Annotated in this window: 16 protein-coding genes; 10 read left to right on the forward strand and 6 right to left on the reverse strand. The window is 67.5% G+C overall.

Annotated features, from left to right (window positions below; all coding sequences use genetic code 11):
• Window positions 1–100 precede the first annotated feature (100 nt).
• The 6 genes from LMQ14_RS26905 to LMQ14_RS26930 all read left to right on the forward strand — a co-directional run bounded on the left by LMQ14_RS26905 (window position 101) and on the right by LMQ14_RS26930 (window position 7,535).
• Complete coding sequence (locus LMQ14_RS26905) at window positions 101–1,711, forward strand: SMP-30/gluconolactonase/LRE family protein (RefSeq protein WP_267732634.1); 1,611 nt, start codon at window positions 101–103, stop codon at window positions 1,709–1,711.
• Window positions 1,711–2,460 (forward strand): GntR family transcriptional regulator, encoded by a 750-nt coding sequence (locus LMQ14_RS26910; RefSeq protein ID WP_267732635.1) that lies wholly within the window; start codon window positions 1,711–1,713, stop codon window positions 2,458–2,460. Before LMQ14_RS26905 ends, LMQ14_RS26910 begins: the two co-directional genes overlap by 1 nt.
• 64 nt (window positions 2,461–2,524) lie before the next feature.
• The gene (locus tag LMQ14_RS26915; protein ID WP_420714725.1) at window positions 2,525–4,081 is read left to right on the forward strand and encodes an AMP-binding protein; all 1,557 of its coding nucleotides are present in this window, start codon (window positions 2,525–2,527) and stop codon (window positions 4,079–4,081) included.
• Window positions 4,074–4,856, forward strand: a complete 783-nt coding sequence (locus LMQ14_RS26920; RefSeq protein WP_267732637.1) for an SDR family NAD(P)-dependent oxidoreductase — start codon at window positions 4,074–4,076, stop codon at window positions 4,854–4,856. Before LMQ14_RS26915 ends, LMQ14_RS26920 begins: the two co-directional genes overlap by 8 nt.
• Window positions 4,853–6,325, forward strand: coding sequence for an acyl-CoA synthetase (locus LMQ14_RS26925; protein ID WP_267732638.1), 1,473 nt, complete (start codon window positions 4,853–4,855; stop codon window positions 6,323–6,325). The genes LMQ14_RS26920 and LMQ14_RS26925 overlap by 4 nt, the downstream gene beginning before the upstream one ends.
• A 67-nt stretch (window positions 6,326–6,392) precedes the next feature.
• Entirely contained in the window at window positions 6,393–7,535 is a 1,143-nt protein-coding gene (locus LMQ14_RS26930) for an NDMA-dependent alcohol dehydrogenase (protein WP_267735699.1), read from the forward strand.
• Here LMQ14_RS26930 and LMQ14_RS26935 read toward each other — a convergent pair.
• The gene (locus LMQ14_RS26935; RefSeq protein WP_267732639.1) at window positions 7,532–8,008 is read right to left on the reverse strand and encodes an SRPBCC family protein; all 477 of its coding nucleotides are present in this window, start codon (window positions 8,006–8,008) and stop codon (window positions 7,532–7,534) included. The genes LMQ14_RS26930 and LMQ14_RS26935 overlap by 4 nt on opposite strands.
• A gap of 66 nt (window positions 8,009–8,074) precedes the next feature.
• Between LMQ14_RS26935 and LMQ14_RS26940 the strand changes: the two genes are divergently transcribed.
• The gene (locus LMQ14_RS26940; RefSeq protein ID WP_267732640.1) at window positions 8,075–8,458 is read left to right on the forward strand and encodes a nuclear transport factor 2 family protein; all 384 of its coding nucleotides are present in this window, start codon (window positions 8,075–8,077) and stop codon (window positions 8,456–8,458) included.
• A gap of 52 nt (window positions 8,459–8,510) precedes the next feature.
• Window positions 8,511–8,735, forward strand: coding sequence for a hypothetical protein (locus LMQ14_RS26945; protein WP_267732641.1), 225 nt, complete (start codon window positions 8,511–8,513; stop codon window positions 8,733–8,735).
• A gap of 96 nt (window positions 8,736–8,831) precedes the next feature.
• Here LMQ14_RS26945 and LMQ14_RS26950 read toward each other — a convergent pair whose 3' ends face one another.
• Window positions 8,832–9,569, reverse strand: a complete 738-nt coding sequence (locus LMQ14_RS26950) for a DUF899 domain-containing protein (RefSeq protein WP_267732642.1) — start codon at window positions 9,567–9,569, stop codon at window positions 8,832–8,834.
• 37 nt (window positions 9,570–9,606) lie between these two features.
• A complete protein-coding gene (locus LMQ14_RS26955; RefSeq protein ID WP_267732643.1) occupies window positions 9,607–10,377 on the reverse strand; it encodes an SDR family oxidoreductase in 771 nt (256 codons plus the stop codon).
• 188 nt (window positions 10,378–10,565) lie between these two features.
• On the opposite strand from LMQ14_RS26955, the gene LMQ14_RS26960 reads away from it, so the two are divergent.
• Window positions 10,566–11,522, forward strand: coding sequence for a sigma-70 family RNA polymerase sigma factor (locus tag LMQ14_RS26960; RefSeq protein WP_267732644.1), 957 nt, complete (start codon window positions 10,566–10,568; stop codon window positions 11,520–11,522).
• A 160-nt stretch (window positions 11,523–11,682) separates the two neighbouring features.
• Window positions 11,683–16,560, forward strand: coding sequence for a cation-translocating P-type ATPase (locus LMQ14_RS26965; protein WP_267732645.1), 4,878 nt, complete (start codon window positions 11,683–11,685; stop codon window positions 16,558–16,560).
• Here LMQ14_RS26965 and LMQ14_RS26970 read toward each other — a convergent pair.
• The 3 genes from LMQ14_RS26970 to mrf all read right to left on the reverse strand — a co-directional run bounded on the left by LMQ14_RS26970 (window position 16,535) and on the right by mrf (window position 20,329).
• Window positions 16,535–18,094 carry an AMP-binding protein gene (locus LMQ14_RS26970; protein WP_267732646.1) on the reverse strand — a complete coding sequence of 520 codons (1,560 nt, stop codon included), beginning with the start codon at window positions 18,092–18,094 and terminating at the stop codon, window positions 16,535–16,537. The genes LMQ14_RS26965 and LMQ14_RS26970 overlap by 26 nt on opposite strands.
• Window positions 18,091–18,981, reverse strand: a complete 891-nt coding sequence (locus LMQ14_RS26975) for an SDR family NAD(P)-dependent oxidoreductase (RefSeq protein ID WP_267732647.1) — start codon at window positions 18,979–18,981, stop codon at window positions 18,091–18,093. Before LMQ14_RS26975 ends, LMQ14_RS26970 begins: the two co-directional genes overlap by 4 nt.
• A gap of 154 nt (window positions 18,982–19,135) precedes the next feature.
• Complete coding sequence (gene mrf, locus LMQ14_RS26980) at window positions 19,136–20,329, reverse strand: ribosome hibernation factor-recruiting GTPase MRF (RefSeq protein ID WP_267732648.1); 1,194 nt, start codon at window positions 20,327–20,329, stop codon at window positions 19,136–19,138.
• Between the last annotated feature and the right edge of the window lie 49 nt (window positions 20,330–20,378).

Below are 20,378 nucleotides of genomic sequence, written 5' to 3' on the forward strand. Positions count from 1 at the left end.
TGTCAAGGTCGAGCCCATGATGTTTTCGCGGCTATTGTCTGGACTAGGAGGAGTTGATAACGTCCAGCCCAAACGGCTGACGGAAGGACCTCGGCGAGTCATGGCCATCTCAACGCAGCCCTCGCGGTACGCGGCGCCACATCCAGTCGACGTCGCGCAGGGCTGGGAACTCGAACGGGTCACCGCGCCCAGTCGGCTGTTCGGCGCCAACGGTTTGCGCACCGGGCCGGACGGTCGCATCTACATCGCCCAGGTGACCGGCAGTCAGATCAGCGCGCTGGATCACCGCACCGGGGAAGTGGTGACCGCCAGCCCCAAGGGCGGCGACATCGTGGCGCCCGACGACGTCGCGTTCGACGCCAGCGGCAACTTGTACGCGACCGAGGTGATGGATGGCCGGGTCAGCGTGCGCGACACCAGCGGTCGAACTCGGGTGTTGCGTGACGATGTGCCATCGGCCAACGGCATCACTGTCCACCGGGACCGGTTGTTCATCGGCGAATGCCGGGAGGGTGGCCGGCTGCTCGAGTTCGATCTGGCGGGCGGGCCGCCCCGGGTGCTCCTAGAGAACGTGCCGTCACCGAATGCGATGGAGGTCGGCCCGGACGGCCTGCTGTACTTCCCGGTGATGGGCGCCAACGAAATCTGGCGTATCGACCCCGACGGCGGTGAGCCGCAGTGTGTCGCAAGCGATCTCGGTGTGCCCGACTCGGTCAAGTTTGATGCGCAGGGCTACCTCGTCTCGACACAGGTGGCGAGCGGACAGGTGCTGCGCATCGATCCCCGCAGCGGCGAACAGCGTCTGCTCGCCCAGCTGAACCCGGGGCTGGACAACTGCACCTTCGTCGGCGACCAGCTGTTCGTCTCCAACTTCACCGGCGAGATCACCGAGATATCACCAAACGGCACAACACGATCCGTGTTGGCAGGTGGACTCAACTGGCCGATGGACCTGGCGGTGGGCCACGACGGACAGCTCTACATCGCCGACGGCACGTACTTCTACGTCGCCCTGCCCGACGGGTCCTTACACACTGCGGGAATGCTCTTCAGCCCCGGCTATCCCGGATTCCTGCGCGGCGTTGTGGCAATCGGACCCGACGAGTTCGTCGTCACGACGTCCGGCGGTCAGGTCAGCCGCTACCGGCCCGAAGCCAGCGAAACCGAGGTGCTGGCAGACGGTTTCGACCAGCTCTACGGAGTCGCCCTGAGCCCCGGTGGTGTGGTATTCGCGGAATTGGGCACCGGGCGGGTGCTGTCGCTGCAGTCGGGGACTATCCAGGTGCTGGCGTCGGACCTACGCGAGCCGGTCGGCATCGCGATCGATACCGACGGGACCTGCCTGGTCGCGGAGGCCGGAGCGGGACGGGTGGTCCGGGTGAACGCGTCGAGGATCGACACCGTGGTCGCCGATCTGCAACGCCCACAGGGGATTCTGGTCCAGGGCGGTGTGCTCTACGTCGTCGATGCCGGCGCCAAGGAGCTGATCGCGTTCGAGCTGGCCGGCGGCGCGCGGCGCACGATCGCGTCCGGGCTGCCGGTCGGTCCCCCGCCCGGTGTGACACCCAAACCGCTGCGCGGCATGCCACCGTTCTCCGGACCGCAGGGCCCATTCGCCGGGATCACCGCGGCGGCTGACGGGACGCTCTACATCTCGGCCGACGGCGATGGCAGCGTGCTGGCACTGCGCCAAACGAGGGACGGCGGCTGATGCCCCAGGCCATCGCCGGCGATCACCGCTACCTACAGATCGCACGCACACTGCGTAAGGAGATCGTCGACGGCGTTTACCCGGTGGGCTCACAGCTGCCGACCGAGCACCAGTTGTGCGAGCGCTTCGCGGTGAGCCGCTACACCGTTCGCGAAGCGCTGCGCCGGCTGCGAGAGGACAACCTGGTCGCGTCTCGGCCGCGGGCGGGCACCCGGGTAGTTCCCCGGCCGGCATCGAGTTCCTATGCCCAGGACGCGATGTCGATCGATGACCTCCTTGCGTTCGCGGCCGGCGCACAGCTGACCATCGAATCCAATGCGATGGTCACGATCGACGACGAGCTCGCGGCTCGCACCGGACTCGAGGTCGGCACCCAGTGGCTCTCGGTACGCGGCTACCGGCAGGCCGACGGCGCGTCGGTGCCGATGTGCCGAACGGAGTACTACATCAGCCGAAGTTTCGCCGCGGTCGGCAGGCTGCTGCAACGTCATGTCGGCCCCATTTTTCCGTTGATCGAGGATCTGTTCGGCGTGAGTGTCGCGCAGTTGCACCAGGAGATCGCCGCCGTGCAGTTGTCGCCGGAACTGGCCGACGGCCTGGGCGTTGGAGCAGGGACGGCTGCCCTGCAGATGCGGCGCACCTACACAACCTCCGACGGCGAGGTGGCCCAAGTAACGATCAATACCCACCTGTCGTCCAGGTTTCGGTACGCGATGACGATGCGTCGCGTACCGGGTCAGGCCGGTTGAGGTGGTCGCCGGGGCCCCGCAGGACACCGCACTTGCCTCCGAGGCATACCGCCGCAAGCTGTGGGTGCACACCACGCTCGCGGATTCCCTGCGCACCGCCGCGGAAATGTCGCCTCGGCGGATAGTGCTGGTGGACAAGGATATTCGGCTGGGCTGTGCCACACTGTACGCACAGGCCAGCGCGCTGGCGGCCGCCCTGCTGGCGCGCGTGCCGACGGGCAGCGTCGTGTCGTTCATGCTGCCGAATTGGCACGAGGCCGCCGTCATTTATCTGGCCGCGACACTGGCCGGAATGGTGGTGAACCCGATCCTGCCGTCGCTGCGCGACCACGACCTGCGTTTCATCCTCGAAGACGCCAACACCGCAATGATTTTCGTCCCAGGCCAATATGGCGGACACGACTACGCGAGGATGCTTGAACGCGTGACTGCCGCGATGAGCCCGGCGCCGGCCGTGGTGGTGGTGCGGGGTGACGCCGGTCCGCACACGCCGTACCCGACCCTGCTGGAACCGCCGCGGGATGCGACACTTCCGGCCCTGGACCCCGATTCCGTGCGGATGATCCTGTACACATCCGGTACCACCAGCCGCCCGAAAGGCGTCCTGCACACTCATAATTCGATACATGCCCTGATCTGCCAGATTCGCGACCACTGGACCGTTGAACCGGGCGACACGTTCCTGGTCCCGTCACCGGTCGCCCATATCGGCGGCTCGATCTATGCGTTCGAATGCCCGGTATTGCTGGGCACGACCGCGGTGCTGATGGATAGGTGGGATCCATCAGAGGCGGTCGCATTGATGGACGCGCAGCGGTGTACCCACATGGCCGGGGCCACACCCTTCCTGCAGCAGCTGTTGGCTGCCGCCGAGCGCACCCAAACCCACCTGCCCGACTTGAAAGTGTTCATCTGCGGCGGCGCATCCGTATCGCCGTCGCTGATCCGGCGCGCCGCGCAGTATTTCGACCACGCGGTGGTCACCCGGGTGTACGGATGCACGGAAGTGCCGGTCGCGACGGTCGGCGCTCCGGGGCCCGACGAAGCCGATCGCGCGGCGGACACCGACGGCAGGCCCGGGATCGCGGAGATCAAGCTCGTGCCGCACGAGGCCGCGCCGGCCGGCGACGGGGAGATCTGTGTGCGCGGCCCGCAGATGCTGCTGGGCTACCGTCATCCCGAAGACGGCGCCGATTCTTTCGATCCCGCAGGCTTTTTCCGCACCGGGGACCTTGGGCGCTGGGTCTCAGCCGGTTCCGATGACCGGTACCTCGTCGTGACCGGCCGGGCCAAGGACATCATCATCCGCAGCGGTGAGAACATCTCGGCCAAGGAGGTCGAGGACCTGCTCGCCGACCATCCCGGCATCGCCGAAATCGCGGTCGTCGGGCTGCCCGACCCGCGCACCGGAGAGCGGGCATGTGCGGTGATCGTTCCCGCGGGCACGGCCAACCCGGACGTCGCGAGCCTGCTTGCGCTGCTGGTGAGCAAGGGCGTCGCCAAATTCAAGGCGCCGGAACAGGTCGTGATCGCCGATGCCCTGCCGAAGAACGACGCGGGCAAGGTTCTCAAGCATCAGATCCGGGCGTCTTTAACGCACGCGCAGACGAAGGATGGGTGAGATGCAGGTCGCAATCGTCACGGGAGCAAGCAGCGGGATCGGCTTGGGCTGCGCCACAAAACTCGCCGAGCTGGGGATGGCGGTCGTGGGCACGGCCCGCGACGCAGGTCGGCTCGCCGAACTGGAAAAGGCGATCAACGATCCGGATCGGGTCGCCACGCTTGCTGTCGACTTGACCGACGATGACGCGCCGCAACGCATCGTCGATCTCGCGGTCGAGAGATGGGGTCACATCGACTTCTTGATCAACAACGCCGGAGTGGGTAGCCCCAAACCATTGCACGAGACCGACGACGAAACCCTGGACTACTTCCTGGGTTTGATGCTGCGGGCGCCGTTTCGGCTGGCGCGCGACGTGTTGCCGCACATGTCACCTGGTTCGGCGATCATCAACGTGACATCGACTTTCGCGGTCGTCGGCGGCCTGCGCGGCGGCGCCTACTCTGCCGCCAAGGGCGGGTTGACCGCGCTGACCACGCACATCGCCTGCCAGTACGGCGCATCCGGCATCCGCTGCAATGCCGTCGCGCCCGGGGTGACGGTGACGCCGATGGTCGAAAAGCGCTTGGAGGACGAGCGATTCCGCAAGATCAACACCGAGATGACCCCCCATCAGCGGCTGGGCCGCATCGACGACATCGCCAGCACCGTCGCCTTCCTGTGCTCGCCGGGCGGAAGTTTCATCAACGGCCAGACGATCGTCGTGGACGGCGGATGGAGTTCGACGAAGTATCTGTCGGAGTTCGCGTTGACATCGCAGTGGATCGAGCGATGAATCTGTTCGCGATGCTCGAGCAGGCCGCGAGCCGGTTTCCCGATCGCGGCGCAGTGTATGAGGGTAATCGTTCGGTGTGCACGTGGGTTGAGTTGCGGGACCGGGTGTTACGTCTGGCCGCGTCGATCCGGCAACAGTACGGGGCGGGTGCTCGTATCGCGATCGCGACCCACAACCGCCCCGAGATCGTCGAGTTGATGTTTGCGATCTGGGCCGCCGAGTGCGTCGTCGTCCCGATCAACTACAAGCTGCATCCGCGCGAGATGGCGCAGATCCTCGAGGATGCGGACGCCTCGCAGGTATTCGCCTCCTCGACCATCGGCGCCGGACTCGCATCGATTACCGCGACAGCGACGGAATTCATTGAATCCGAGGACTATTCGCGGCGATTCGGCACCGCCCCAGCGACGCCGCCGCCCACCGATCCGGCGGCGCTGGCGTGGCTGTTCTACACCAGCGGGACCACCGGCCGATCCAAGGGCGCGATGCTGTCGCACCGCAACCTGACGGCGATGACCGTCGCGCACCTTGCCGACATCGACGCTCCGGACGAGGACTGCAGCCTCGTGCACGCGGCACCGATGTCGCACGGCTCCGGCCTATACGTCCTGCCGTACGTGCTGCGCGGCGCCCGTCAGGTAGTGCCCTCCTCGGGTGCGTTCGATCCCGACGAGTTCCTCGATCTCTGCGCGCACCACCCGGCCGCCAGCGCATTTCTGGCCCCGACGATGGTGCAACGGCTCGTCGATACGGGCCGCAGTCGTCCGGCCAATCTCAAGACGATCGTCTACGGCGGCGGGCCCATGTACGTCGAAAGCCTGCGGAAGGCGATTAAGGCCTTCGGACCGATCTTCGCCCAGATTTACGGGCAGGGCGAGTCCCCGATGACCATCACCGGGTTGCGCGGCGTCGATCACGAGTCGGACGACGACGCGATTCTGGGTTCGGTCGGTTATGCGCGCTCGGGGATGGAGGTCGCGGTGCTGCGCACCGATGGCCACCCGGCGCCGGTCGGTGAGATTGGCGAGATCGTATGCCGCGGCGACGCGGTCATGTCCGGATATTGGCACAATCCCGGCGCGACCGATGCCACGCTCAAAGATGGCTGGCTCTACACCGGCGACATGGGGTCGTTCGACGCGCGCGGTTTTCTCACCCTGCGTGATCGGTCGAAAGATGTTGTCATCAGCGGCGGGAGCAACATCTACCCCCGGGAGGTGGAGGAGGTCCTGCTCGAGCACCCCGGAGTGTCGGAGGCGTGCGTGGTGGGCACACCCGACGCCGAGTGGGGCGAGGTGGTGGTCGCGTTCATCGTCGGCGCGGTCGAACCCGCGGCATTGGACGCGCATCTGCTGCGGCGCATCGCCCGCTTCAAACGGCCCAAGCGCTACGAATTCGTCGACGAGCTACCAAAAAACAGCTACGGCAAGGTGCTCAAGCGGGAGCTGCGCGCCAGCCTGGCGCAGTGAGCACCCCGGTGCTGCGCCGCCAATGCCACGTGACATCAAGGAGGATGCAATGAAGTGTCGTGCCGCTGTGATTCGCGGGGTCGGCAGGGACTGGGAGATCGACGAAATCGTTCTTGATCCGCCCCGCGCCGGTGAGGTCCTGGTAAGGATGGCCGTCGCCGGCATCTGCCACTCCGATGACCATCTGTTCACCGGCGATGTGGTGCCGACCCCCGAGGTGGTGGCCGCGAGCGGTCACCCCGCGCCGGACTGGTTTCCGCTGCTCGGTGGTCACGAGGGTGCCGGTGTCGTCGCGGAAGTCGGGCCCGGCGTGACGTCCGTGCAACCGGGGGATCACGTTGCGCTCTCCTTCATTCCGGCGTGCGGCAGTTGCCGGTTCTGCGTGAACGGTCAGAGCTACATCTGCGATATCGGCGCGAGCCTGTTCGTCCGGGAGATGCCCACCGACGGAACCTGCCGCCGGCATCTCGGCGACGAAAACGTATTGGCCTATGGCCAACTCGGCACATTTGCCGAATATGCGGTGCTGTCGGAAAGGTCGGTCATCAAGATCGACGACGCGATCCCTTTCCATGCCGCATCCCTCGTCTCGTGCGGGGTCAGCACCGGCTGGGGTTCCGCGACGATCTCGGCAGACACCGAACCCGGCGATACCGTCGTCGTCATCGGCGCCGGTGGTGTCGGGATGAATGCCCTGCAAGGAGCGCGCGCCGTCGGCGCAAAATACGTCGTTGCGGTGGATCCGGTTGAGTCCAAGCGGGATTCGGCCAAGATCTTCGGTGCCACGCATAGCGCCGCCTCCGCGCAGGAAGCGATACCGCTGGTCAAAGAGATCACCGCGGGCCTGATGGCGGACCGCGTCATCGTCTGTCCCGGTGTTGTGCATGTGGACTTGCTCCCGCTGGCGATGACGCTGCTGCGCAAAGGCGGCGTCTGCGTGCTCACCGGTATCACTCCGTACACCGAGCCCCCGGTTGGGTTGGTCCTGCAAGACATGACGGTGTCGGCCAAACAGCTCAGGGGAGCGCTGTACGGCGGGATGAATCCGCGCACCAGCGTGCCGATGCTGTTGTCGTTGTATCAGGCGGGCGCTTTGAAACTCGACGAGTTGGTCACCCGCCACTACCAACTCGACCAGATCAACGAGGCGTTCGTGGACCTGCGCGAGGGCCGCAACATTCGCGGCATCATCGATTTCGCCGGCTTCTAATCCTCGACGGGCCGGGCGGATTCGAAGTGGCTTCGGATCCCGGCCAGCATGGCGGTGTGGGCCTTGATGCCTTTGCGCTTCGTCATCGGGGCCAGCAGCCGGGGCGCGGAAATCCGGATCCGCTCGGTGACGCGGGTACCGGCCTCGATCGGCTCGAAAATCACGGTTCCGCGCAGCTTCACCCCGGGGGACTGGTCGGCCTCGGTAAGCACGTAGCCGGCCCGCCGAACATGCAGGCACGCCTGGTAGGTGATCTGCATAGTGAAGGGCCCCAATGGAATTCGATCCACCACCCGGTAGCTTTGCCGGTAGCCGTCCGTGGTTTCGTTGCGGGACAACGACTCCACCGACACGATCAGCGGGTGCACCAGTTTGATGTTGTCCAGATCGACGTAGAAGTCGCGCACCGCGTCTGGCGGCGCGGGCACGTCTTCGGACAGCGCATGTTCGGAGTGGGCGGTCCACAAGCTCATAACAAGACAACCTAGCCTTGCGACGGCCTCGCGCTTACCGTGGACCCAGAAGCGAGCGGAGACGTCATGGGCAGCGCGACCGAAGTCGGCACCGGCATCGTTGAGCGGTACCTCAAATGCCTGACGGAACACGATTGGGATGGCCTGGCCACCACCGTCGCCGACGAGGGCCTGACTCGCGAGGGTCCGTTCTGCGATCTGATCGAGGGCAAGGCGCACTACCTCGCCTACCTACGCAGGATCCTCACCACCCTGCAGGGGCACCGGCTCGAGGTCCGACGGATCTCGCACGTGAACGAGCGGGTGTCCTACGTCGAGCTGACCGAGTCGTTCGAGATCGACGGCGCGGCGGTCTCGTGGCCGGAATGCATCCTGTTCGAGCAGGACGCCGACGGGCTGATCTCGCATGTCAGCGTGTTTTTCAAGCAGCGCGGCGCCGACAAGGCCTAACGGGGCCAAAGGCCTATTCCCTCACTCGCGGAATTGTCCTAACGTGTCATGGATGGAGGCAGATGCAACTCCGGAGTCGGTGCCGGTCGAGAAATTGCACTCGGGCGACCCGATCACCGATTGTGGCCAGCGGTACATTGTTCTCGAATCAAAAGCGCTCGGCGATAGCTGTGTCGTTCTCGAACTGGAGTCCAGGGTGAACCACCAGCTGCAGGTCATCGAGAAGTCATTCCCGGCCGGATACCAGGTCGACAGGGCGCATCACCGAATTCTGTAAAGCGAATTCACGCGTCGGAAAATAATGCGCGAGTAGCCGTTGGACGGCTACCGCGCATTCGTGTTATTCGGGCGTCAAATTTCCGATTCAGTCGACTTAGTCGCCGCGCGGCGGCCTTTGGTCGTTGGGATCGTTCGGGTCGGGTTCGCCGAACCACCGCGACGGCTCGTGCTGCCCGTATGCGTCGTGCCAGTCCCACCACTCGTACGGTGCGGACTGCGGGTATCCCGGCGGCGAATCCTCCCAGTTCTCCTGGCGCCCCAGCGCCGTCATGTCCAGGAAGCTCCACGTGTTGCCCAGCACCTCGTCGCCCCGGTTGTTGATGAAGTAGGTGCGGAAAACCCGGTCGCCGTCATGGATGAACACGTTCGTGCCGTGCCACTCGTCCACGCCGAAGTCGACGTCGAAACTGTCGGTGATCGTGTACCACGGCATCTTCCAGCCCATCCGCTCCTTCAGTCGCTCGATGCCCGGCTGCGGCGCGCGCGAGGCGAACACCAAGGTGGTGTCGCGGGCATTGAGATGGGCCAGGTTCCCGATGTGGTCGGCGATCATGGAGCAGCCGCGGCAGCCATGGTCGGGCCAGCCGTCGATGTCGGGCCCTACGAACGCGCGATAGATGATCAGCTGGCGCCGCCCTTCGAACAGCCCCAGCAGGTTCACCCTGCCGTCCGGCCCGTCGAATTCGTACTGCTTGTCCACGGGCAGCCACGGCATGCGCCGCCGCATGGCCGCCAGCGCATCGTGCGCCCGGAGCACCTCCTTCTCCTTGACCAGCAGTCGCTGATGTTCGGCCTCCCACTCCTGGGCCGACACGATCGGTGGTGTGTCCATTGCGTTGTCCGCCTTACGATTTGATGTCAGGTCAGCTTCAGTTCAACCAGGACAGGCCCGACGCGGTGAGCAGATACGCGCCGTGCTGCGCGGGCTCGCCGCCGGCGATCGCCACTACCGACGTGCCCACCTGCTGGGCAGTCAGCACCGGTCCGGTCGAGGCGACGAAGGTGTCGACGTCGATACCTTGGCGTTCGGCATAGGCCGCCGCGGCTTTGGCGCCCAGATCGGTGACCGCCGTCAACCGTGGCAGCAAGGAGGTGAAGGTGATCCCCAGGCCGGCCCGGTCCGACTCCCCGGCCGCATAGCTGCCGATGAACCGCACGGTTGCCTTGGCGCCCGCATAGCCACCGGACAGCGGCGACCCGTTGACCGCGGCGCCGCTGGACATCAGGATTACCGAGCTGCCAGGCGCCAGCGGGCGCGCCAGCGCGTGCCGCGTCCAGTGAAACGCTTGCGCGACATCCACATTCCAGTTGGCACTGAAGGTTTCCCAGCTCTGTTCCTGTAGCGGGCTCATCCGCGGGGCGGACCCGGCGCACAGCACCAGGGTGCGCGGGGCGTACTTGTCGATCAACTCACTCGCCGTGGCCGGATCGGCGGCGTCGGCGACCACCGGGATGAAGGAGTCGCCGAGCTGTCCGCGGACCTCGTCGAGCAGGGCGGCGGTGCGCGCGACACCGACGACCTCGGCGCCGGCTTCGGACAGCGCGGTCGCGATGGCGCGACCGAATCCGCGGCTCGCCCCGGTCACGATCGCGGTGGTGCCGGCAAGGTTGTCGGCGTGGCTCTGGTTGGGCCGGTTCATTTCCGTCCTCGCTTCCTTGGTGAACTCTGCCGATGCAACACCGGCGTGGCTAGACATCCACTAGTTCAGATACGGCGCAGCGACCGAATTCATCGCCGGCAGACCGATGAATTTCGCCGCGCGGGAGTCTCTGTACTGGAGTAGCGTCTCGGCCCACCCGGGGCCGAGTCGGAGATAGGAGAGCGACCGTGCCGGCTCAGCAGGATTTCATCGAGCAGGCCGCCCCGTATCGCGGCGAGTTGATCGCGCACTGTTACCGGATGCTCGGCTCGGTGCACGACGCCGAAGACCTCGTCCAGGAAACCTACCTGCGCGGCTGGCGTGGCTATCAGGCGTTCGAGGAGCGTGCCGCGCTGCGCACCTGGCTGTACCGGATCGCCACCACGGCATGCCTGCGCGCGCTCGAGAACCGCGCCCGGCGGGTGCTGCCGGCCGGCCTGGGCGACAGCTCGGTTGACCCGGATACCGATCTCGACGGCGGCGCCGGCGCCCATCAGTGGCTGGAGCCGATCCCCGACACACACGTGTTCGCGACGCCGGAAGACAGCGTGACGGCGCGGCACAGTGTGCGGCTGGCCGTGATGACGGCGCTGCAGGAACTTCCCGCGCGTCAGCGGGCCGTGCTGATTCTGCGTGACGTCGTGCAGTTCAGCGCCGCCGAAGTTGCCGAACTCCTCGAAACCACACCCGCCTCGGTCAACAGCGCGCTACAGCGCGCGCGGGCCCGCCTCGCCGAGGTCTCCCCCACCGAGGACGACGCGGCCGAGCCCGACGATGCCACGCTCCGCGACTTGCTCGACCGCTACTGTGCGGCATTCGAAAACGCCGATATGGCCGCGCTGACCGAGCTGCTGCAAGCGGGAGTCAAACTCGAAATGCCGCCGCTGCCTGTGTGGTTCACCGGCCGCGACACCGTGCTGGAATTCCTTGCCGCGCGCGCATTTACAACGGCCGGCGACATTGTCATGGTGCCGACGGCCGCGAATGCCCAGCCCGCCGTGGCCGAGTACCGCCGCGCCGCCGACGGTGTCATGCGGGCCCACTCGATACACGTCATCACACCGGGTGCCGACGGCGTCGCCGCCATCACCGTTTTCCTCGACCCGGCGTTGTTCGCGACGTTTGATTTGCCGTCCAGCCGGTAAACTGCCAGGGAACGCGATTACACCCGCTGGTAACGCAGCGAAGCCCCACCCACCAAAGCCGTTGGTGTCATCGCTCGGCCTGCCTTCGGCACACACATGTGGACAGGTCCCCAGCACCCCAGGATTATTAGCGCGACAGACGTATTTGAAGGATGACCGAATGAAGATTCCGGGTGTAACCAGCGTCGTCGCTGGTCTCACCGACGGAGCAGCCCAGCTAGTGAAAGCCGGCGTGTCCACTGCGGCCGGCGCCGCGGGTGCGGTGCAACTCCTGGCGAGCCCGGTAGTCGAGCTGGCCGGCCCCGTGGTGCAGTCGATGGCCGACTCCACCGGCCGCGCGCTCGGGATCAACCCCTCATCCAATGGATCTGCCGGCCCCGTCACGCCTCCGGTGCGCTGGCAAAGCGGCCGCCGGGTGCATCTCGACCTGGATCCGCTGCTGCCGTTCTCGCGCTGGTACGAATACTCGGCGGTCGTGGAGGAGCCGGTTCGCCGGATTCCGGGCGTGGCCGAGGCCCATGTCGAGGGTTCGCTGGGCCGGTTGGTGTTCGAACTCTCCGACGACGCCGAAGACTACGACGCCGTCGTGGACGAGGTGCGGTCGACGGTCGCCGCCATCGCCGCCGACCTGGCTTCGACGAAGTCGGACGTCCCGATTTCTGCGCCGTTCGCCGACCCGGGCAACCCGCTGGCGATTCTGGTGCCGCTCACCGCGGCGGCCATGGACATGGTCGCGATGACGGCCGCCGTCACCGGCTGGGTGACCCGCCTGCCCGCGGCACCGCAAACCACCCGGGCAGCGGCCGCCCTGATCAACCATCAACCGCGCATGGTGGCGATCCTGGAGTCGCGACTGGGGCGGGTGGGCACCGATGTCGTGCTCGCCGCCACGACAGCCGCGGCGCACGGACTGACCCAATCCTTCGGCACACCGCTGCTCGATATGACGCAACGGACCCTGCAGATCACCGAGGCGACGGCGCACCGTCGCGTGTGGCGAGAGCGTGAGCCGAATCTGGCGTCACCCGAGCGGCCGCAGGCTCCGGTGGTCCCGGTCATCTCCTCAGCCGGGGCCAAGTCGCACGTACCGCGGCACAGCTGGGCCGCCGCGGCGGCGGGCGAAGCCTCGCACGTCGTGGTGGGCGGGGCCATCGACGCCGCGATGGACACCGAGAAGGGTTCGATGGCCGGCCCGGTTGAGGCCTATGTCGAATCGGCGGCCAATGGCTCATTGATCGCCGCGGCCAGTGCGTTGGTGGCCGGCGGTGGCACCGAGGACGCGGCCGCCGCGATCGAGGCCGGCGTGCCCCGGGCCGCGCACATGGGCCGGCAGGCGTTCGCCTCGACGCTGGGTCGCGGGCTCGCCAACGGCGGACAACTGGTCCTCGACCCGGGCGCATTGCGCCGCCTGGATCGAGTGAAGGTCGTCGTCGTCGACGGCGCGGCGCTGCGCGGCGACCACCGGGCGGTATTGAAATCGATCGGCGAGGCACCCGGATGGGACGACGACCGGGTTTACGAGGTCGCCGACGCGCTGCTGCACGGTGAAGAGGCACCCGAGCCCGATCCCGACGAATTGCCCGCCACCGGCGCACATCTGAGATGGGTTCCGGTACAAGGCCCTTCGGCCACTCCGGCACAGGGCCTGGAAAGCGCCGACCTGGTGGTCGACGGCGAATGCGTCGGCACGGTCGAAGTCGGTTGGGAAGTCGACCCGTACGCGATCCCATTGCTGCAGACCGCGAATCGGACCGGGGCCCGAGTGGTGTTGCGTCATGTGGCCGGCACCGAGGATCTGACCGCCAGCGTCGCGGCGACACATCCGCCCGGCACACCGCTGCTGACCGTGGTGCGTGAGCTGCGGGCCGATCGCGGCCCGGTGTTGCTGATCACCGCGGTGCACCGTGACTTCGCGTCGACCGATACCCTGGCCGCGCTCGCAATCGCCGATGTTGGTGTGGCACTTGATGATCCACGCGCAGCCACGCCGTGGACCGCGGACATCATCACCGGCACCGACCTGGCCGACGCGGTCCGCATCCTGTCCGCGATTCCGGTAGCCCGCTCGGCCAGCGAATCGGCGATACACCTCGCCCAGGGCGGCACCACGCTGGCCGGCCTGCTGCTGGTCACCGGCAGCGAGCAAGAGCGGTCCAACAACCCGGTGAGCTTCCGCCGCTGGCTCAATCCGGTCAATGCCGCCGCGGTCACCGCGCTGGTGGCCGGAACCTTTTCGGCCAGCAGGGTGCTGCGCCTGCCCGACCCCACTCCCCAGCCGCTCACCGCCTGGCATGCGCTGGACCCGGAGATCGTGTACTCGCGGCTGGCCGGCGGTTCGCGACCGTTGGCCGTGGAGACCCTGACCCCGTCCTGGCGCCGCCGTCTCGACGACCTGTCCTACAGCCCACCGTTCGCGGGGCTGCGCGCACCGCTGCACAACCTGGCGCGGTTGGCTGCGGCGACCCGGGTCGAACTGTCCGACCCGTTGACCCCGATTCTGGCCGTGGGGGCCGCCGCGTCGGCCATCGTCGGCAGCAACATCGACGCACTGCTGGTCGGCGGCGTCATGACGGCCAACGCGATAACCGGTGGGGCACAACGGTTGCGGGCCGAAGCGGCAGCCGCCGAGCTGTTCGCCGAGCAGGATCAGCTGGTGCGCCGGGTCGTCGTGCCGGCGGTGGCCACCACCCGGCGCCGCCTGGAGGCGGCACAGAACGCCACCCGCACGGCGACGGTGTCCGCCAAGTCTTTGCGGCCCGGCGACGTGATCGACCTGGCCGCACCGGAGGTGGTCCCGGCTGACGCGCGCCTGCTGGTGGCCGAAGACCTCGAGGTCGACGAGTCGCTGCTTACCGGAGAGTCGCTGCCGGTGGACAAGCAGGTCGAGCCCGTCGCCGTCAACGATGCCGAGCGGGCGAGCATGCTGTTCGAGGGCAGCACGATCATCGCGGGTCACGCGCGCGCGATCGTCGTGGCCACCGGGGTCAATACCGCTGCGCACCGGGCGATTTCGGCGGTCGCCAACGTCGAGACCGCAGCCGGAGTCCAGGCTCGGCTACGCGAGCTCACCAGCAAGGTGCTGCCGCTGACCCTGACCGGCGGTGCCGCGGTGACCGCGCTGGCGTTACTGCGGCGCGCGTCATTGCGTCAGGCCGTCGCCGACGGCGTTGCGATCGCGGTGGCCGCCGTGCCGGAGGGCCTGCCGCTGGTGGCCACGCTGTCCCAACTGGCCGCCGCCCAGCGCCTGACGTCGCACGGGGTGCTGGTCCGCTCGCCGCGCACGATCGAAGCCCTGGGCCGGGTCGACACCGTATGTTTCGACAAGACCGGCACTCTCACCGAGAACCGGCTGCGCGTCCTGTGCGCGATAACGCACGATGCCCGGCCGGGTGATCCCTACCCCGAGGCCGAGGACCCGCGTTCGGCCGCGGTACTGCGGGCCGCCGCCTGGGCGTCCCCGCAGCCCCAGGACGGACAGGGCCACGCGCACGCCACCGACGAGGCGATCATTACCGCCGCGAGTTTCCTTATCACCAGAAACAATTCGGGATGGCAGCTGCTTGCCGAGGTGCCGTTCGAGTCCAGCCGTGGCTACGCCGCCGCGATCGGCACCCTGAGCGCCAGCGCGGACAAGCCGATACTGATGCTCAAGGGCGCACCCGAGGTGGTGCTGCCCCGTTGCCGGTTCGCCGACCCGGAGGCCGACCGTGCGCACGCGGAATCGTTGGTGCGCAGCCTCGCCGAGCGGGGCTTGCGGGTGTTGGCGGTGGCCCGGCGCCCGTGGCCCAACGGGACCACTCACGACGAGGACACCGATGTCGACGCCGTCGACACCCACGCGCAGGACCTCGAGTTGCTGGGCTACGTCGGCCTGGCCGACACCGCACGGGCATCGTCGCGCCCGCTGATCGAGGCGCTGGAGGCCGCCGGCCGCGAGGTGGTGCTGATCACCGGCGACCACCCGATCACCGCGCGGGCGATCGCGCGTCAACTGGGACTGCCGGCGGATGCCCGCGTCATCACCGGCGCCGACCTTGCCGGTCTCGACGAGGACGCCGCCGCCAAGGTCGTTTCCAACGTCCAGGTGTTCGCCCGCGTCAGCCCGGAGCAGAAGGTGCAGATCGTGGCGGCGTTGCAACGCTGCGGGCGGGTGACGGCGATGGTCGGCGACGGCGCCAACGATGCCGCCGCGATCCGGATGGCCGACGTGGGCATCGGCGTGAGCGGCCGTGGTTCGTCGGCCGCCCGCAGTGCCGCCGACATCGTGCTGACCGACCGCGATCTGAGCGTGCTGCTCGACGCGCTGGTGGAGGGCCGCAGCATGTGGGCCGGTGTTCGCGACGCCGTCACGATCCTGGTCGGCGGCAACGTGGGCGAGGTGTTGTTCACCATTATCGGGACCGCGTTCGGCCAGGGCCGCGCCCCGGTGGGAACCCGTCAGCTGCTGTTGGTGAACCTGCTGACCGACATGTTCCCGGCGCTCGCGGTTGCGGTCACGTCGCAGTACGTCGAACCCGACGAAGCCGAGTACGAAACCGAGGAGCAGGCCGAAAGGGCCCGCGCCGCACACCGTCTCGCGGTGCTGACCGGGCCCACGCCGTCTCTCGATGCCCCGCTGATGCGCCAGATCGTCACCCGCGGTGTCGTCACCGCCGCGGGTGCGACGGCTGCCTGGGGCATCGGGCGATACACGCCGGGCAGCGAACGCCGCACGTCGACAATGGGATTGACGGCGTTGGTGACCACGCAGCTCGCCCAGACGCTGCTGACGCGCCAGCACAGCCCGCTCGTCGTGGCGACCGCGCTGGGCAGCGCGGGCGTCTTGGTCGGCATCGTGCAAACCCCGGTGATCAGCCAATTCTTCGGATGCACACCGCTGGGACCGGTCGCGTGGTCGGGCGTGATGGGCGCGACGGCAGGCGCCACCGCGATCTCGTGGCTGGCGCCCAACTGGCTGAACAAGACCATCGGCGTCATCCAGCCCGACGGCGAGGCCGAAGACGAGCAGGACGCTAAGTCGCCAGTTCCTTTCGAATGACCTTGCCGGCGGGGTTACGCGGAATGCTGTCGACGACGTGAATGTCCCGGGGCTGTTCGAAGCGAGAAACCTTGCCCTTCAGGTATTCCCGTAGCGCGGCGACATCGATCTCACGCCGAGCCCGAGCAACCACGAACGCGGCCAGCCGGCGTCCGAACTGTTCGTCGGCAACCCCGACGACCGCGTTCTCGACGACGTCAGGATGCTCGGCGAGCGCGTTTTCCAGCGCCCGTGGATACACGTTTTCACCGCCCGACACGATCATGTCGTCCTCGCGGCCAACGATGTAGAGCCGGCCCGAGTTGTCCAGATAACCCATGTCCCCGGTGCTGGTCATCTCGTCGATGACGGTCTTGGCGCCGCCGCCGATGTAGCCTTCGGTCGTCAGCTCGCCGCCCACGAAAATACGCCCCGTCACCCGCGGCCCGACGGCCCTACCGGTCTTGTCGAAGATGCGAACCGGGCACCCCGCGACCGGTCGGCCCACCGTGTCCGGGGCCTGACGCAGCTCGAAAGGTGTTGCCAGGGAACCGATCCCGGTCTCCGTGGAACCGTATCCGTTGTAGAGAATGTCGCCATAGGAATCCATGAAGCGGCGCGCGAGGCTGGGATCGAGCCGATCGCCGCTGGATATCACGACCCGCAACGACAACGGGTTTCGCATCCGTACCCGTCGCGGCAACTCCATGATGCGCGCCAGCATGATCGGGACCACGCTGAGCGCGTCGGCACGCTGTAGCGATGCCTGGGCGAGAGTCGTCTCGGCATCGAAGCGCCGATGCGTCAGCACCGTGCCGCCCAGGCTGATGGTGAGCATCAGCATGCCCAGGCCAAGGCCGTGAAACATCGGTACCGCCACCGCGATTCGTGACCCGACGCGCAGCCCGGTGCGCTCGAGAATCGTCATGCCGACGCCCACTCCAGAACTCATGCGCGGCATCCGCGGAACACCCTTGGGCACACCGGTGGTACCCGAGGTCAGCAGAATGAGTCGACCGGACTCGACGACGCGCGGTCGCGGCGCGCCCGGCTGGATCTGCACGGTAGCCGGGTCGATCACGCCCACCGACGGTGCGGCATCGCCGACTCGCTCGGCAAATTCGTTGTCGCAGAACATGTTTCTGACCTGATGTGAGCTCAGCGCCTGCGCGAGAGCCGTGCTGCGAAACTCGGTGTTCACCAGCACCACGTCCGCGCCGACCAGGGCGGCGGCGAATACGGCTGCCGCGAAGTCGCGGCCGTTGCGGCACATGATCCCCACCGCCTCGCCCGGGCCGGCTCCGTCGCGGACGAGCTCGTGCGCCAGCGCCTCGGTCTTGCACTGCAACTCGCGGTAGCTCAGCGCCCCGTCGTCGTCGATGATCGCGGTGCGGTCCGGCCAGCGCGCCGCCGCGACAGCCAATAGCGTGGACAGGTTGGTGCCGCCGCGGTATATCTCCCGGATCAGTCGCAGCACCGCGATCGGGGTGGGCACACTGAGCAGCCGCGATGACACCAAGGCCCGGGCCGTCGTGCCGACCACACCGTCGGTCATCCGTGGTCCTTTCGCCCGTGGGAATCGGCGAAGAACCGGCGATGCCACAACCGGGCCGCCCAATCTGCCGGACCGGCCAGCAGCACCGAGGCCAGCTCGGCCGGAAACACCCAGGGTGGCTCGTTGCTGCGCGGGCGCTCGATGACCGCCTTGGCGATGGCGTCGGCAGCCTGCTCGGGGGACAGACCGGGAAGGCGGCCCAGGATCGGCGTCGGTGCGATCATCCGGGTTCGCACCAGGGCGAAGTAAACCGACGTGACGTCCACCCCGTCGGCGTGCAGCTCCGGCGCCACGCTGCGCAGCCAGCGATCGAAAGCGCCCTTGGACGCCTGATAAGCGCCCCATTGCGGACCGGGCACCACGCGCACGCCGACGCTCGACACGTTGACGATGTGGCCGCCGCCGTTTTCCCGCATGGCCGGCAGCAGTCCCAGCAACAGCCAGACCGGCCCCAGGTAGTTGATGTCGATGGTGCGCTGGAAATCGTGTGGGCGGTCGTACTGCTGATGCAGCGAACGGCGCAGCGATTTGCCGGCATTGCTGACCACGACGTCGAGCGGGCCGTGGTTCTCGGTGATCTGCTTGGTCAGCACGTGGACGGCGGCCTCGTCACTCAGATCCGTCGGATAGGCGACGGCGTGCCCGCCCCCGGCGTTGATCGCCGCGGCCAGGTCGTCGAGCCGCTCGGCTGATCGGGCGACGACCAACACCGTCGCTCCGGCCGCGGCGAGCCTGCGGGCCGTCGCCTCGCCGATTCCGTATGACGCACCGGTGACCAGCACCGTCTTGCCCGAAACCGCGGCGCGCAGCTTGTCGGGATTCGCTACCCGCGCCGGGTTGGCCAGTCGGTCCGTCACCGTCTTAATGGCCTGGCTTATCAAGTTCACCTTCACACCGCATTCACCGAGAGGGCGTGCCGAGTCCGGGTGCAGCGCTGCTTTCCCAACGCTTTGCGACTCGTAACCTACAGCTACCAGACCCCGCGCATAGGCCGAACGCCTGGTCCTCGCTGAACGGTGAGCTGCCGGACGCGGTGTTAGTTCACGATTCGCGGCGATCGGAGTCGGACGCGACTTCTTCGGCGGTGCCGGAGGTTTCGTCGCAGGGATCCTCGTGCCAGTCGCCGAACGGATCCGGGTAGCCGCCCCACTCGCGTGGCTCCGCCATTTCCGCGTCGGTGAGCAGCGCCCCGTACAGGGCGTCGAGAATGTCGGGGGGTTGTCCGCCGCAGACCAGCACCGTCATCGCCGTGTGCCGGTCGCCGAACTTGTACTCCCACTGCAGCTCGGCGAACAGGCGCCGCTCCGCGTCGACGTTGGCCGCCTGTTGCGCGGTCATGGCCGCCAGCCACTTCCCGGCGCCGGCGACCCGCAGACCGCCGCCGGCCGACTCCAGCCACATGACCTGGTCTGGCCGGCTGGCCAGCCACAGCCGCCCGCGGGCGCGCACCACGCCGGTCAGCAGCAGATCCACCGCGGCATGCAAGCGCTCGGGGTGAAACGGGCGCCGCGCATTGAACTCGACGATCCGCACCGCCCCGTCGGCGCCCAGCGGCGGCCGGCCGGCCAGCAGCCAGCCATGCGGATGATCGCTGCGGCCACGTCGCGAGTCGTCCTCCAGATTCGCCAGCGCCATGTCGACGCGCTCGAGGCCCACGGTGATCCGCGCCCGCGGAGCAAGCCTGCGCAGCACGGCCAGTGTCACGGGTTCGGGGCGGGTCAGCACCAGCAGGTCGGCGAACTCGGCCTGGCCGACGACGACCTGGGCCATCGTGCGTCCGTCCCGCAGCACCGCGTCGCCGAGTGCGCGAGTAAGCCAGCTGCGAGAGTCGATACACGTCACCACCCCGGCGATCGACACGTCCAGGGCGGCCGGGCCGTCCGGGTAACCGGGACCGATACGCACTCGGACGTGGTCGATCGCGACGCAGATGGGCTCGGGTTCGAGCCATTCGGACAGATGCACGACGATGCGCTCGACCCCGTGCCGGCGGGCCAATTTGCGCAGCAGTATCAGCAGGTCGTTGCGGACGGTGCAGGACACACACCCGTGCGCCAGCTCCAATGCGTCCTCGGCCGTGGTCAATTCGCCACGCAGCAGCATGGTCGTCGTGCGCCGCACCACGTGGCCGTCGAACCGATGCTCGACGACTACGGTCCCGGGCCCGCGCAGGAATGTGCCCGTCACCGCGTCGGTGTCGCCCTGACCCACTACCAGCACCACCGGCGTTCGCATCCCCAACTCCTTATTGCAAACCGTTTTCAATAACGCCTTCGCCACGGTA

Origin of the sequence: Mycobacterium sp. Aquia_213, from assembly GCF_026625985.1 — a bacterium.
In the GTDB taxonomy this organism is placed as follows: domain Bacteria; phylum Actinomycetota; class Actinomycetes; order Mycobacteriales; family Mycobacteriaceae; genus Mycobacterium.